The sequence below is a fragment of the Anaerovorax odorimutans DSM 5092 genome (assembly GCF_000426305.1).
Taxonomy (GTDB): Bacteria; Bacillota; Clostridia; order Peptostreptococcales; family Anaerovoracaceae; genus Anaerovorax; species Anaerovorax odorimutans.
In genome coordinates this window covers 178,981-194,121 of the sequence record NZ_AUFC01000005.1, presented here as the reverse complement: position 1 = coordinate 194,121, position 15,141 = coordinate 178,981, and the positions used below count along the sequence as shown (strand labels likewise).

The following is a 15,141-nucleotide window of genomic DNA, read 5'->3' as shown; positions in this document are numbered from 1 at the left end:
GTTAAAAAAATAAATAAGTATACTTCATTAAAAATTGGAGAACTATATGGATAAATTTAAACTAGTTTCAGAATATAAAATGATGGGAGATCAGCCTCAAGCAGTGGAAAAGCTTGTAAATGGAATACAAAAAGGTGAAAAACATCAGACTCTACTTGGGGTAACAGGATCAGGTAAAACCTTTACCATGGCCAATTTAATAGAACGAGTACAAAAACCCACCCTTATCATATCTCATAATAAAACCTTGGCGGCGCAATTATGCGGAGAATTTAAGGAATTTTTTCCTGATAATGCTGTTGAGTTTTTTGTTAGTTATTATGATTACTATCAACCAGAAGCATATGTTCCATCTACAGATACATATATCGAGAAGGATTCGGATATAAATGATGAAATTGAAAAACTTCGTCATTCAGCCACTGCGGCGCTTTCAGAGCGCAGAGATGTTGTAATTGTAGCCAGCGTATCATGTATATATGGACTTGGAAGTCCTATTGATTATGAAAAGCAAGTTCTTTCTTTAAGACCAGGTATGGAAAAGAGCAGACATGACATATTGAGAAAATTGGTTGATATTCAGTATACGAGAAATGATATGAGTTTTGTTCGTGGTTCTTTTCGAGTTCGCGGTGATATTATAGATATTTTCCCTGCAGGTAGTGATTATGCAGTGAGAATAGAATTATTCGGTGATGAAATAGAAGTTATAAAAGAGATTAACCCTATTACCGGAGAAATAAATGGAATCAGAAATCATGTATCTATTTTTCCTGCATCACATTATGTCACTTCTAAAGAAAATATGGAAAGAGCAGTAGTTGATATACAAAAAGAATTAGAAGAAAGAATTGATTGGTTTAAAGATAGAGGAAAACTTATTGAAGCACAAAGAATAGAGCAAAGAACCAGGTACGATGTTGAAATGCTTCGTGAAATCGGAAGCTGTAAAGGCATTGAAAATTATTCAAGGCATATAAATGGATTACCGTCAGGGAACAGACCGTATACTCTTATTGATTATTTCCCTGATGATTTTTTAATTATTATAGATGAATCTCATGTTATGCTGCCTCAGTTACGAGCCATGTATGCGGGTGACAGATCCAGAAAAGCTTCTTTGGTGGATTATGGTTTTAGACTACCTTCAGCTTTGGATAACAGACCCCTTGAATTTTCAGAATTTGAATCAATGGTAAATCAGATTGTATACGTCAGTGCTACGCCATCTGATTATGAAAAAGAACACAGCAAAGGAATTATTGCTGAACAAGTAATAAGACCAACAGGGCTTTTGGATCCTAAAATTAATGTAAGAAAAACAGAAGGACAAATTGATAATTTAATTGCAGAAATTAACAAAGTTACAGCAGATGGTGAAAAAGTTCTTATTACCACACTTACTAAAAAAATGTCTGAAAGTTTGACGGATTATCTTAAAAATGTGGGTATAAAGGTAAGGTACCTTCATTCAGAAATAGACACACTGGAGAGGATGGAAATTATAAGGGATTTAAGAATCGGAGCCTTTGATGTGCTTGTAGGTATTAATCTTTTAAGAGAAGGCTTGGATATTCCGGAAGTATCTTTGGTTGTTATTTTAGATGCAGATAAACAAGGTTTTCTCAGAACTGAAACATCTTTAATTCAAACAATAGGTCGTGCGGCAAGAAATGTTAATGGCAGAGTTATAATGTATGCAGATAAAATAAGTGAAGCTATGGATAAAGCTATATCTGAAACGAACAGAAGAAGAGAAATACAAAAAGAGTATAATGAAATAAACGGAATTACGCCAACGAGTGTAAAAAAGGCTGTGAGATCAATTATAGAAGCTACAAAGGTAGCAGAAGAGAGTGATGAATATTATGAAGGTAAAAGTCCTCTTGAGCTTACTAAAAAAGAATTGGCAGATTATATTAAAAGATTGGAAGCTGAGATGAAGGATGCAGCAAGTAATTTACAATTTGAGAGAGCTTCTGAACTAAGAGACAGAATCTTTGAATTTAAACTTAAGCTATAGGATGATTATTAAGCATTTATAAATAAAAATGTTAAAAAAATAATTGATTAATTAAGGTGAAAATAATATGGCAAAAAATATTTATGTAAAAGGTGCAAACGAACATAATTTAAAAAATATCGATATAAACATTCCAAGAGATAAAATGGTGGTTATTACAGGTCTTAGCGGATCAGGAAAATCTTCGCTTGCTTTTGATACTATATATGCAGAAGGGCAGAGACGGTATGTGGAAAGCTTATCTGCATATGCAAGACAATTTTTAGGACAGATGGAAAAACCCGAGGTTGAGTATATTGAAGGTCTTTCCCCTGCAATTTCCATAGATCAAAAAACTACAAGCAAGAATCCTCGTTCCACAGTGGGTACTGTAACGGAAATTCACGATTATCTAAGGTTAATGTACGCAAGAATCGGAAAACCACATTGTCCCATATGTGGTAAAGAAATAAATAGTCAGTCTATTGATCAAATAGTAGACAGAATCTTTGAACTGCCAGAGGGTTCAAAATTAATTATTTTAGCGCCGGTAATAAGAGAGCGTAAAGGTCAGCATGAAAAGATTATAGAGAGAATTAAAAAGGAAGGTTTTACAAGAGCCAGAATTGATGGTGAACTTGTTCAAATTGAAGAAGAAGAGATAAATTTAGAAAAAACACACAAACATACAATCGAAATTGTAGTTGACAGAATTGTTTTAAAATCTGACAGCCAAAGTAGATTGACAGAATCTGTTGAACTTGCTTTAAACCACGGTGATGGATTGGTTGTTGTACATTTACAAGGAGAAGATAGAGATATCCTTTTCAGTACAAAATTTGCCTGTCCTGATCATGGAATAAGTATTGAAGAATTAGAGCCGAGAACTTTTTCTTTTAATAGTCCATTTGGTGCTTGTCCTGTCTGCAATGGATTAGGTTTTATACAAAAGATTGATCCTGATCTTATTATTACGGATAAGAATAAGAGTATAATTGATGGAGCCTTGGGGAATATTTTTGCTTCCATGGAATTCAGCGGATTTTATCGTCAGATGATAGATGCCCTTGCAAAAGACCATAACGTAGATTTGAATATCCCGTATAAAGATCTTCCTGAAAAATTTAAAAAAGAACTTTTATATGGTACAGGAAAAAGACATCTTCAATATTATTATGAGAGTAGAAATAATGGTTCTAAATCTTATAGAGACCATCCTTTTGAAGGAGTTATAAATAACTTGGAAAGAAGGTATATGGAGACTTCTTCTGAATATATTAAAGAAAAGATGCAGCAATACATGAGTTTGATTCCTTGTGATGCATGTCATGGGAAAAGGTTAAAACCCGAAGTTTTAGCTGTCACTGTAGCAGATAAAAATATAGCTGAATTATCTGATTTACCTATCCGTGATGCACTAAATTTCATAGAAAATATGACCCTGAGTAGTAAAGACAGTAAGATTGCACATCAAATTTTGAAAGAAATTAAAGATAGATTAACCTTTTTAATCGATGTGGGATTAGACTATTTAACTTTGTCACGATCGGCAGGAACTTTATCAGGAGGTGAATCCCAGCGTATTAGACTGGCAACACAGATTGGATCAAGTCTTGTGGGAGTTTTATATATATTAGATGAACCCAGTATAGGACTTCATCAAAAGGATAATGAAAAACTTTTAAAAACATTAAGAAATTTAACTGATATAGGTAATACTTTAATTGTTGTAGAACATGATGAAGATACTATGTACGCGGCAGATCATATTATTGATATTGGGCCAGGGGCAGGAGTTCATGGTGGTGAAGTTATAGCAGAAGGGGATGTAGAGGCCATTAAGGCATGTAAAAACTCAATTACAGGGCAATATTTAACAGGTGAAAAAAGGATAGAAGTACCCAAAGCAAGACGTGAAGGGAACGGAAAGGCTGTAAAAGTAATTGGTGCAAGTGAAAATAACTTAAAGAATATAGATGTGACTTTTCCACTTGGGAAGTTTATTTGTGTTACAGGTGTGTCCGGTTCAGGAAAGAGCAGTTTAGTTAATGAGATATTATATAAGAGCCTTTCTTCAGAAATAAATAGATCAAAAAATAAACCTGGTAAACATAAAAGTATTTTAGGAATCGAAAACATAGATAAGATTATTAACATCGATCAATCTCCTATAGGAAGAACACCTAGGTCAAACCCGGCTACTTATACAGGTGTTTTTACACCTATCAGAGATTTATTTTCTCAACTACCTGAATCAAAGATGAGGGGATATAATAAAGGCAGATTTAGTTTTAATGTAAAGGGAGGAAGATGTGAAGCCTGCAGTGGAGATGGTATTCTTAAAATAGAAATGCACTTTCTTCCAGACGTTTATGTACCTTGTGAAGTGTGTAAAGGAAGAAGGTATAATCGAGAAACTCTTGAGGTAAAATATAAAAACAAAAGCATTTATGATGTATTGGATATGAATGTAAGTGAAGCTTTAGCGTTTTTTGAAAATATTCCTTCTATTTCAAGACAGCTTGAAACCTTGGAAGAGGTAGGCCTTGGATATATAAAATTAGGACAGCCATCTACCCAGTTGTCAGGGGGAGAAGCGCAGAGAATTAAGCTTGCTTCAGAACTTTCAAAGAGAAGTACAGGTAAAACTATGTACATTTTGGATGAGCCTACAACGGGACTTCATTTTGCAGATGTAGATAAACTTATTCAAGTATTAAACAGACTGGTTGATGCAGGAAATACTGTAGTAGTAATTGAACATAATTTAGATGTAATTAAAACAGCAGATTACTTGATTGATTTGGGGCCGGATGGCGGAAATCGAGGCGGTGAAATTGTTGGAATAGGTACACCTGAAGAAATTGCAAAAAATATGAAGTCTTATACTGGAGAATTTTTAAAAAAGGTTTTAAACAGCTAAATTGTCTGATATAATGACATATTATATACTTAAACAATATAATTATATTTAAATTTAATAGTTTCATAACAAAGTTGGTGATTAATTTTGGATATTCAAAAGAAAATAGCATATGCTTTAATGTGCTTTCTTGTTGTCTCTTGGGGATTGGAATATATCTTTGCAAAACAAGCATTGGCAATTATGAAACCTATAGAATTACTATTCATAAAATATTTTATAGGAATAATTGTTGTTTTTATTATGAAATTAAAAACTGGTGATAAAATTTTCATCAGGAAAAAAGATATACCTATACTCATTGCATGTTCTGTATTTGGTGAAATAGGGTACTTTGGATTCGAATATTATTCTTTGTATTATTTACCTGTATCACTTATAACAATTATACTTGCATTTGTACCGGCTGTTTCAATGATAATAGAGAAAATTGTTTATAATAGAAAATCTTCAAAGCTTATGATATTTGCCATACTTCTATGTGTTTTCGGTGTAGCGATGGTTATCGGAGTAGATTACAAAGTTTTATTCCAAGGCAGAATTATAGGATATCTTTTAGCTTTTGGGGCAGTTTTTACATGGAATGCCTATAATTTTATTACAGCTTCAATGCATGAAGAATATGAAAGTATTTCTCTGACATTTATGCAGTTATTGTGTACGCTGTTAATATTAGCGCCATATTCATTAACGCATTTACCGCCTTTAAGTATATACAATCCGGCAGTCATTGGCGGAATATTTTATTTAGGAATATTTAGTGCAGGTCTTGGATGTACAATACAAGTAAAATCATTACATGAGTTGGGACCTACAACGACAGCATTATTTTCGAATTTCTTGCCTATAACAGCAACATTTTTCGGATGGATTATTTTAAAAGAAACCATTTCAAATTTGCAGATTATAGGAGGGATAATTGTAATTGCCGCAGGATATATTGTAATAAAGGAAAAAGGGAAAATAGAAGAAATATCTAATCAAGACAAAGTAGTATTAAAATCCAATGATGAAGGACGAGCGGAGGAACAAATCCAATGATTAAAAAAATTAATATGACAATGCTTACAGATTTTTATGAACTAACGATGGCTAACGGTTATTTTGAAACAGGGATAGGTAATAATATTGCTTACTTTGATATGTTTTTCAGAAAAATTCCTGATGGAGGAGGATTTGCTATTGTTGCAGGTTTGGAGCAGTTAATTAACTTTTTGGATAATTTGAAATTTCAAGATGAAGATATAGAATTTCTTAGGGAAAAAGGTGGATTTAGTGAACCGTTTTTAGAATATTTAAGGAATTTTAAATTTGAGTGCGATGTATGGGCTATACCTGAAGGAACTCCGGTTTTTCCTGGTGAACCTATAATTTCTGTAAGAGGTCCTGTAATTCAGGCACAATTTATTGAAACTATAATGCTACTTGTAATTAATCATCAAAGTTTGATTGCAACTAAGGCCAATAGAATAGTCAGAGCTGCAAAAGGAAGACCGGTAATGGAGTTCGGGACAAGAAGAGCTCATGGTGCTTCAGCGGCAATCGATGGTGCAAGAGCTGCATATATTGGTGGATGTATTGGTACGGCATGTACTATTACAGAAAGAGATTATGGTGTTCCGGCGTTAGGGACTATGGCTCACAGTTGGGTTCAGATGTTTGATAATGAATATGAAGCATTTAAAACTTTTGCAAAGTATTATCCTGATAATTGTATATTACTTGTTGATACTTATAATGTTATTAAATTAGGAATTCCAGCTGCAATTAAGGTTTTTAAGGAAATGAAACCTAAAAAGATGGGGATAAGACTTGACAGTGGAGATGTTACTTATCTGACTAAAAGAGCAAGAGCAATGCTGGACGAAGCAGGACTTACGGAATGTAGTATAGTAGTCTCAAATTCTTTGGATGAATACTTAATTAGAGATGTTATTAATCAAGGAGCATGCATCGATTCTTTTGGTGTTGGAGAAAGATTAATAACTTCTAAGTCGGAGCCTGTATTTGGAGGAGTATATAAGCTTGCAGGAATTGATAAAGACAATGTTATTATACCTAAAATGAAAATAAGTGAAAATGTTGAGAAAATTACAAATCCCGGTTTTAAATCGGTGTATCGTTTATATGATAAAAATACGAATAAAGCAGAAGCGGATGTAATAACTTTAAATCATGAGGAAATCCCACAAGGCAGTGATTATGAAATTTTTAATCCAAATACTCCTTGGAAAAGAAAGACTATGTCAAATTTTTATGCTAAGAATTTAAGGGTACAGATATTTGATAAAGGAGTATGTATATATAAAAATCCTAATATAAATGAAATAAAAAATTATTGTAAAGAGCAGATTGAAACTCTTTGGGAAGAAGTTTTAAGATTTGAAAATCCTCATGAATATTATGTAGATTTATCTAAAGAGCTATATGAGATGAGACTCAAGCTTATTGAAGAATATCAAGGATAAAAAAGAAAAGGTAAGGTGATAAAAATGAAGTACAATTTTCCAATAACTAAAACAACAAATAAAAAAGTAAAACCAGATCCAGATACATTAGAATTTGGAAATGTCTTTACAGATCATATGTTCATTATGAATTATACAGAAGGAAAAGGCTGGCACGATGGAAGAATCGTACCATATGCTCCTATTCCAATGGATCCGGCAGCTTCAGTATTTCATTATGCGCAGGAAATGTTTGAAGGTTTGAAAGCATATAAGACAGCTGATGGCAAGATTCAGCTGTTCAGACCTGATAAAAATGCAGAGAGAACAAATAATACAAATATAAGAATGTGTATTCCAACTATAGATCCTGAGCTTTATGTAGAAGCTATAAAGGCTGTTGTAAAAGTAGATCAAGGCTGGATACCTGAAAAACCAGGAACATCTCTTTACATAAGACCGTTTATAATTGCAAATGAGCCATTTTTAGGAGTTAGAGCTTCTAAAGAGTATTTATTTATGATTATTCTTTCTCCTGTAGGACCTTATTATAAAGAAGGTCTTGCGCCTACAAAAATTTTCGTGGAAGATGAATATGTAAGAGCAACACAAGGTGGTACTGGATTTGCAAAGATTGGCGGAAATTATGCAGCAGGTCTAAAGTCTCAGGAAAAAGCTCATGAACTAGGATATTCTCAGGTTTTATGGCTTGATGGTGTAGAACGAAAGTATGTGGAAGAAATAGGAACTTCAAATGCTTTCTTTGTTATTGATAATGAGGTAATTACAGCACCTATCGAAGGGACTATTCTTCCAGGAATTACAAGAGATTCTGTTATTCACTTGTTAAAAGATTGGGGTCTAAAAGTATCTGAACGAAGAATTACAATAGATGATGTTTATAAAGCTTATGATGAAGGAAAAATATCTGAAGTTTTTGCTACAGGAACAGCAGCAGTTATTTCACCCGTTGGTGAACTTTGTTGGAAAGACAGAAAGATTACAATACATGAAGGAAAGATAGGAGAACTTTCTCAAAAACTATATGATGTTCTTTCAGGTATTCAGCTAGGAAAAGAAGAAGATAAATATAATTGGGTAGTAGAGGTATAAAAAAATGATTACAGGAGCAGAAGCAATTGTAAAAAGCTTAGAGAATGAAGGGGTAGAGGTTATATTCGGCTACCCTGGAGCGACTATTGCTCCTTTTTATGACAAGCTTAACAATTCTAAAAAGATAAAGCATGTTTTGGTTAGACATGAACAGCATGCAGGGCATGAAGCAAGTGGCTATGCTAGGATTAAGGGAAGACCCGGAGTTTGTATGACAACATCGGGACCGGGTGCTATGAATTTGATAACTGCTCTTGGTACAGCATATATGGATAGTATTCCAATGATAGCTATTACGGGGCAAGTTTCAAGTGATTTATTAGGCAGAGATGTATTTCAAGAAGCAGATATGACAGGTGCTTCAGAGCCTTTTACAAAATACAGTTATTTAGTAAAAAATGCAGCAGATTTACCTAGAATAATAAAAGAAGCATTTCATATTGCATCCACAGGCAGACCGGGACCGGTATTGATTGACATTCCTGTCAATATTCAAAATCAAAAAATAGATTATTCTTATCCGAATAAAATTGATATAAAAGGATATAAGCCTACAATAAAGGGGCATGCTGGTCAGATTAAACGTGTTATGAGGGCTTTAAATAATGCAGAAAAACCATTGGTTTGTTTAGGCGGTGGAATTTTTGCCGCGGAAGCTCAGGAGCAGGCCAAAATATTTATTGAAACTTTAAATCTTCCTGTTGTATGTACAATGATGGGACTTGGGGCAATACCTACGTCTCATCCTTTATATATGGGCATGCTTGGAATGCATGGCAAATCATGTGCAAATCAAGCTATTTCAGAGGCAGATGTAGTTGTATTAATCGGGGCTCGTGTTTCAGACAGGGCAGTGCTTCTTCCAAAACAAGTAGGAAAGACAACTAAAATAATACATGTTGATATTGACCCCGCGGAGATTGGCAAAAACATGGATACTTTTGTTCCCGTTGTAGGAGATGCAAAGATGGTAATAGAACAGATTTTATCATGCACACCAAAGAGAACAAACGAAGAATGGGTTTCAATGCTACAAGAGTGTAAGAATAAAGTCAAATTGGATTATGATCCTAGAAAGTTTGGAATTAATCCCAAAGCTTTCGTAAATATGCTTTCAAAGGCTCTTCCTGATGATCATATTTATTGTGCCGATGTAGGACAAAATCAAATTTGGTCAGCTGCTAATTGTGATATAAGGACAGGAAGATTTTTAACATCCGGAGGAATGGGTACTATGGGTTATTCTATTCCTTGTGCAATAGGAGCAAAAATTGCTGATTCAACAAAGAGTGTAGTTGCTGTTTGTGGAGATGGTGCTTTTCAAATGCAGATGATGGAACTTGGAACGATTTGCCAGCATGATGTTGATATAAAAATTGTAGTAATGAGAAATGAACAGCTTGGGTTAGTTCGAGAAATACAAAAAAAGAGTTATAAGTGTAATTATACAGCAGTAGATTTGTCAGGCAGCCCTGATGCAGTTGCTATTGCAAGTGCATATGGTATTCCGGGCAGAAGAGTGACTTCTATGGATGATGCTGAAGCAGCTATTTCTGAGATGATTAATCATAAAGGTACATTTTTATTGGAATGTATTGTAGATGAAGATGAACCATCAATTTAGATATAAGGAGGCATATCTATGAGACATGTATTATCCGCACTTGTTAAAAATGAGCCAGGTGTGATCAGCAGAGTTTCGGGGTTGTTTAGGCGTAGAGGTTATAATATTGATTCATTTATTGGAAGTTCTACACATGATGAACGTTTTTCAAGGCTTACTGTTGTAGTCAGAGGTGATGATATTGTAATCGCGCAAGTTATAAATCAGCTGGAAAAGTTAGAAGATGTTATTTCTATTGATGATATTCAGGCTGAAAATATGGTTAGCAAAGTATTGCTGTTTATGAAAGTGAAGGCAGATATCGATAATAGAGTAGGAATTATAACAGTTGCAAATGCATGCAATGCAAGAGTGATTGAAATGAATACGGAAAGTTTAATTTTAGAAGCGTTAGAAACTGAAGGTAAGATCAGTCAGATGATTGAAATCTTTAAGCCTTATGGAATAATAGAGCTTGTAAAAACAGGCGTGGTAGCGATGAAGAGGTAATGCATATGAAACATACCATTTCAGTATTAGTGGAAAATAAAGCTGGTGTTTTGTCAAGAATGGCAGGATTATTTGCTAGACGTGGTTTTAATATAGACAGTTTAGCGGTAGGAACCACTGAAGATAAAGATATCTCCAGAATTACGTTAGTCGTTCAAGGGGATGATTATGTTGCAGAACAAGTTACAAAACATCTTAATAAACAAATAGATGTTATAAAGGTAAGAAAATTAAATCAAGGTGAGATAACTAGAAGGGAACTCATTTTGGTCAAAGTTCAAGTAACTGAAGAGCAGAGAAGTCAAATAATTGATATTGCTAAAGTTATGGATGCTAAAATTGTAGATATTTCGCATTCTACTTTGACAGTTGAAATGTGCGACAGACCTGATAAAATTGATCTTTTAATTGAATTACTCTCACGATATAATATTCAAGAAGTTGCTCGAACAGGTACGGTGGCACTTCCAAAAGGAGCAGATATAGTTTAATTAAAGTCAATTGAAAACTTTTAAATTAATAAAGTATAAAAAAAGTACCATGATATCCTTTTAAATGATAGAATCATTATAAAGGTTTATCATGGTACTAATATTATAAAAAGGAGGAAATATTGTTATATAATTGTTATATGATATTTTTCGGTTTTATAAAAAGCTATATTGCTAATATATAATTAAAATTACAAGTTTTTGTTTTCATTTATAATAAATACTGAGGAGCTGCTGCCAATTCTGTCAGCACCTGCATTTATCATTTCCAATGCTTTTTCAAGAGTACGAATTCCACCGGAAGCTTTTACTTGCATTTCATTTCCTACTGTATCTTTCATTAATTTTATATGGTCAGCAGTTGCTCCTGAAGAATTAAAGCCTGTAGAAGTTTTTACAAACGCAGCACCTGCTTCTTTTGAAATTTCACATGCTTTGATAATTTCATCATCTGATAATAAACAAGTTTCTAAAATTACTTTAACGATAGCATTATATTCTTCTGCAACTTCAACTACTTCTTTTATATCTTTTAAAACGTAATCGTAACGTTTATCTTTAAATGCACCTAGATTTATTACCATATCAATTTCATTTGCACCATTTTTACAAGCCCAATTAGTTTCAAAGCCCTTAACTTCAGTAGTACAAGCACCAAGAGGAAATCCCACAACGCATGCAACTTTTATTTTAGTCCCCTTTAATTCCTTCTTTGCTGTTTCGACATAAGATGAATTTACACAGACTGCATAAAATTCATACTCTTTAGCCTCATTACAAATTTTTTTTATATCATTTTCTGTTGCTTCAGCTTTCAGCATTGTGTGATCAAAATATTGATTTAGATTTTTCATTATATGCTCCTATCATTTAAATTAATCAATTATAAATACGTTAATATATAATTTATATTAGCATATTTAATAATTCTAATCTATTAAATAATCTGCTAAACTAGTAAAATTATCCTATAACAAAAGTGTTGACATTATAAAATAAAAATATTCAAAAAAAATAATATCAAATTTATAATTTCTATTAAATAAAAATTTTTTTAAAATCACTATTAATATTTTATTTTTAATTTATTATTAAAAAATTATTTAAAGTAAAGGATATTATTTCCATAGTTTTTACTATTGATAGAATAAACATTTTTTTAAAATATTGCAGGATTATAATAATGTACGGTGTTATTTATATATAGAAGGGGATTTTTTAGGATGAGAAAGGTGTTGTAATGGAAGACAAAATAATTTTAGATGGGATTTGCCGTAAAGATCAAGATGCACTTAAGGAGCTCTTTGAAAAATATGGTAAATATGTGGTTGCTGTAATCTCAAAGGTATCGTACGGAATCTTAAATGAACAGGATATTGAAGAAATTACTTCAGATGTTTTTACAAATGTATGGAAGAAAGGACCGGAACTATGTTTATCACATGGAAAATTAAAAAATTTGATTGGTGTTATTTCCAGGAACCGCACACTTAATGCTATAAGAGATAAGAATAGAAAATTAAGTGACCATTTGGATGAGGAAATTATTTTTTATCCGTCAGCAGAAGACCGTTTTATGGAAAAGGAGGCAGCGTCGGCATTATGGGAAATAATTAATAATCTGGATGCAGTGGAAAAGGAAATTTTCCTAAGACGTTATTTTTATTTGGAGAAGGTAAGGGATATTGCAAGAGAAAAGCAAATGAATGAAAAGACTGTGAGCTCTAAGCTTGCTAGAGTCAGACAACGGCTTCAGACTGATATAGAAACAAGGGGGATAAGAGAATGGAACGTAAAATAGTGGATCTTATGGAAAATATAAATCTTGAAATGATTGAAGAGGTGGAATTAGCGGAAAAAGAAATTTATGACTTATCAAGGGGTGCAAATATGGAAAGGATTTTTTCTATTACACAAAAGAAAATTTCTGAAGCACCAAAACGGAAATCATGGTATAAATTTAAGAGGAAAAGAATACAAGTTGCAGTTGCAGCAATTTTAGTATTATGTTTAAGTGGAACGGTTTTTGCAATTCATCAGTGGTACTTGGAAGACTTTTTTGGTAAAAATTCAGCGGTACCAGAAGATAGACTTGACAGAGTATTGGATAGTCAGGTTTCTGATGGTGTGAAAATGACACTTGCTGAGGTTATCGCAGGGGAAGAAGATGCAAATGTAATTGTATATTTTGAAAGAGAGAACGGGGAACCTTTTCCTGAAAGTACTGATGTGGCTGGTTTGGAATTTAATCTTAATTCATCATTTAAGGGGCAGCAGGCAATGAATGATGTTATGATTAAAATGCTGGATAATAATCATAAACTTGCATATTGTTATAATATATCATCATTTCAGTCAATATTAGGAAAAACATTAAATATAGATGCAGGATGTGTTTTTTATAATCAAATACAGAAAAAAATTTTAGATATAGACTTAGCGAAGCGGTTTGCGGTACATCCTATTAGAATAGAAACAGGTGATTCAGATACATTAACAGAGGATTCATTTGATGGCTCATTTGAAAAGCAAGCTCAATCTCAAAGTTCATTGGCTGGGAATGTAAAAATGCCTCTGTCAGAAAAATATCCGAATCTAAAATTTGCAGGAATTGGATTTATTAATGGTGAACTTGGTATTGCTACGTATATCGAATCAAGTGAGGGTGGAAATAATTCAATAGACTCAGCAATAAGTGCATTTGTTCGTAATACGGTATATGTTTCAGAATTAAAAGATAGTCGTACCGGTAAAATTTACAGATCAAATCATTACAGTGAGAGTAATACTCCGTCATCAGAGCGAACCTTCGCAGTGGCATATTTTGAAGATATTACAGAAGAAGATTTACCGTACTTAGTTCCTACAGTAAAATATGAGCTGCCAAAGATTATATCTGATGGAAGATGGAATTTTACTTATACGTTTAAAAAAGAAGAGTCATGGAAGAGTGCAGATACAGATTTTACTATTAATATTGAAGCCGGTAAACTTAAGATAACAAGGATAAGTGCTTCTACTTTAGGGATTACATTACAAGGAGAATGGATGGAACAAAAAAAAGATAAAGATAATAGGACAATTCCGGAAGAAGATATCTTGGTAAAAGCTGTAATGAAAGATGGAAGTAAGAAAGAATTTGAACAAATATCAAGTCTGACTCATTATAAGGGAGTATATTATAAGGGGCTATATGGGATTATTCCAAAAGATAAGGAAAATGCGTGGCAAAAGCAGTATATAAACGATAAACTCATAAAAGATATAAAAGCAATTGAGATTAATGGCAATATTGTTAAGGTCAAAGAGAAATAATAATTATTATTAAAGAGAAATATTGTTATTTAATAAAGAAATGGATTAAATATTGACAGCTATTTAAATGTCAGCATTTAGTCCATTTTTAATCTCTGAAAAATTAGATACAAAAATGTTAGTATAATTAGCTGACAAATAGTATGTCTTTTATTAAAAAAATAGGTATGATATACTGGGTCTGTAAAGTAAAGGAGAGGAAAAATTTGAGGAAAAAAGAAATATCAAAGACAGAAAGAATACTTTCTATTTTTCATCTTTTTAGATATTGCAGAGAAATTTCTCTAAAAGAAATTATTGATTTATTGCCCTACAGTAAAAAAACAATACTAAGAGATATTTCTCTCTTAAAGCAAGGTGATATAATCCATATACGTTATTCAAAAAGATTAGATGCATTTATTCCAATTAACGGTGAAAATGCTGTATGTAACGATCCCAACCCCAAGTATCCTGAATATAAACCGCATAAAGTGTACCTTGAAAAATTAATAAGGCTTACGACAATTATGAGGGAAGCAGACATGCATGATGACCCTGCTATATGGTATAAGAATAAATATTCGAATTTATCATCTCGTACTATGCAAAGAGATTTTGCAATACTTAGAAAAATAGGATATATGATTATATACCAAAGAAATAAGGATGAATTTGAAGAACATATTGCAGGGAATTATTACTGTAATTTCCCTTATGAAGCTTATTCACTTGCAACATTTAAAAGGAGTATTTGA

12 protein-coding genes are annotated in these 15,141 nt (G+C 32.7%); 11 read left to right on the top strand and 1 reads right to left on the bottom strand.

The window, feature by feature from the left end:
• Positions 1-46: 46 nt before the first annotated feature.
• The 8 genes from uvrB to ilvN (K292_RS0104010) all read left to right on the top strand — a co-directional run bounded on the left by uvrB (position 47) and on the right by ilvN (K292_RS0104010) (position 11,089).
• Positions 47-2,023 (top strand): excinuclease ABC subunit UvrB, encoded by a 1,977-nt coding sequence (gene uvrB / locus K292_RS0104045; protein ID WP_027398753.1) that lies wholly within the window; start codon positions 47-49, stop codon positions 2,021-2,023.
• A gap of 67 nt (positions 2,024-2,090) precedes the next feature.
• Positions 2,091-4,925, top strand: a complete 2,835-nt coding sequence (uvrA, locus tag K292_RS0104040; RefSeq protein WP_027398752.1) for an excinuclease ABC subunit UvrA — start codon at positions 2,091-2,093, stop codon at positions 4,923-4,925.
• Between the two features lie 87 nt (positions 4,926-5,012).
• Positions 5,013-5,966 (top strand): DMT family transporter, encoded by a 954-nt coding sequence (locus K292_RS0104035; RefSeq protein ID WP_027398751.1) that lies wholly within the window; start codon positions 5,013-5,015, stop codon positions 5,964-5,966.
• Positions 5,963-7,393 (top strand): nicotinate phosphoribosyltransferase, encoded by a 1,431-nt coding sequence (locus K292_RS0104030; RefSeq protein ID WP_156900461.1) that lies wholly within the window; start codon positions 5,963-5,965, stop codon positions 7,391-7,393. Before K292_RS0104035 ends, K292_RS0104030 begins: the two co-directional genes overlap by 4 nt.
• A 24-nt stretch (positions 7,394-7,417) precedes the next feature.
• A complete protein-coding gene (locus K292_RS0104025; protein ID WP_027398749.1) occupies positions 7,418-8,485 on the top strand; it encodes a branched-chain amino acid aminotransferase in 1,068 nt (355 codons plus the stop codon).
• Positions 8,486-8,489: 4 nt separating this feature from the next.
• Positions 8,490-10,109: a biosynthetic-type acetolactate synthase large subunit gene (gene ilvB / locus K292_RS0104020; protein WP_027398748.1), complete on the top strand. Its 1,620-nt coding sequence runs from the start codon at positions 8,490-8,492 to the stop codon at positions 10,107-10,109.
• An 18-nt stretch (positions 10,110-10,127) separates the two neighbouring features.
• Positions 10,128-10,598, top strand: a complete 471-nt coding sequence (gene ilvN, locus K292_RS0104015) for an acetolactate synthase small subunit (RefSeq protein ID WP_027398747.1) — start codon at positions 10,128-10,130, stop codon at positions 10,596-10,598.
• A 5-nt stretch (positions 10,599-10,603) separates the two neighbouring features.
• Positions 10,604-11,089 (top strand): acetolactate synthase small subunit, encoded by a 486-nt coding sequence (ilvN, locus tag K292_RS0104010; RefSeq protein WP_027398746.1) that lies wholly within the window; start codon positions 10,604-10,606, stop codon positions 11,087-11,089.
• Between the two features lie 191 nt (positions 11,090-11,280).
• Here the strand turns inward: ilvN (K292_RS0104010) and deoC are convergent, their stop codons facing one another.
• Positions 11,281-11,943, bottom strand: a complete 663-nt coding sequence (gene deoC / locus K292_RS0104005) for a deoxyribose-phosphate aldolase (protein ID WP_027398745.1) — start codon at positions 11,941-11,943, stop codon at positions 11,281-11,283.
• A 386-nt stretch (positions 11,944-12,329) separates the two neighbouring features.
• Here deoC and K292_RS0104000 point away from each other — a divergent pair, with 386 nt between their 5' ends.
• The 3 genes from K292_RS0104000 (at position 12,330) to K292_RS0103990 (ending at position 15,141) form a co-directional block, all read left to right on the top strand.
• Positions 12,330-12,890 carry an RNA polymerase sigma factor gene (locus K292_RS0104000; protein WP_027398744.1) on the top strand — a complete coding sequence of 187 codons (561 nt, stop codon included), beginning with the start codon at positions 12,330-12,332 and terminating at the stop codon, positions 12,888-12,890.
• Complete coding sequence (locus tag K292_RS0103995; protein ID WP_027398743.1) at positions 12,875-14,404, top strand: hypothetical protein; 1,530 nt, start codon at positions 12,875-12,877, stop codon at positions 14,402-14,404. Before K292_RS0104000 ends, K292_RS0103995 begins: the two co-directional genes overlap by 16 nt.
• Positions 14,405-14,610: 206 nt before the next feature.
• Positions 14,611-15,141: a hypothetical protein gene (locus tag K292_RS0103990; RefSeq protein WP_027398742.1), complete on the top strand. Its 531-nt coding sequence runs from the start codon at positions 14,611-14,613 to the stop codon at positions 15,139-15,141.

Bases quoted from the DNA above. Each gene is read 5' to 3' on its own strand.
- K292_RS0104000 (WP_027398744.1), top strand. From the start codon at position 12,330: ATGGAAGACAAAATAATTTTAGATGGGATTTGCCGTAAAGATCAAGAT.
- ilvN (WP_027398746.1), top strand. From the start codon at position 10,604: ATGAAACATACCATTTCAGTATTAGTGGAAAATAAAGCTGGTGTTTTG.
- ilvN (WP_027398747.1), top strand. From the start codon at position 10,128: ATGAGACATGTATTATCCGCACTTGTTAAAAATGAGCCAGGTGTGATC.
- K292_RS0104025 (WP_027398749.1), top strand. From the start codon at position 7,418: ATGAAGTACAATTTTCCAATAACTAAAACAACAAATAAAAAAGTAAAA.
- deoC (WP_027398745.1), bottom strand. From the start codon at position 11,943: ATGAAAAATCTAAATCAATATTTTGATCACACAATGCTGAAAGCTGAA.
- uvrA (WP_027398752.1), top strand. From the start codon at position 2,091: ATGGCAAAAAATATTTATGTAAAAGGTGCAAACGAACATAATTTAAAA.
- K292_RS0103995 (WP_027398743.1), top strand. From the start codon at position 12,875: ATGGAACGTAAAATAGTGGATCTTATGGAAAATATAAATCTTGAAATG.
- ilvB (WP_027398748.1), top strand. From the start codon at position 8,490: ATGATTACAGGAGCAGAAGCAATTGTAAAAAGCTTAGAGAATGAAGGG.
- K292_RS0104030 (WP_156900461.1), top strand. From the start codon at position 5,963: ATGATTAAAAAAATTAATATGACAATGCTTACAGATTTTTATGAACTA.
- uvrB (WP_027398753.1), top strand. From the start codon at position 47: ATGGATAAATTTAAACTAGTTTCAGAATATAAAATGATGGGAGATCAG.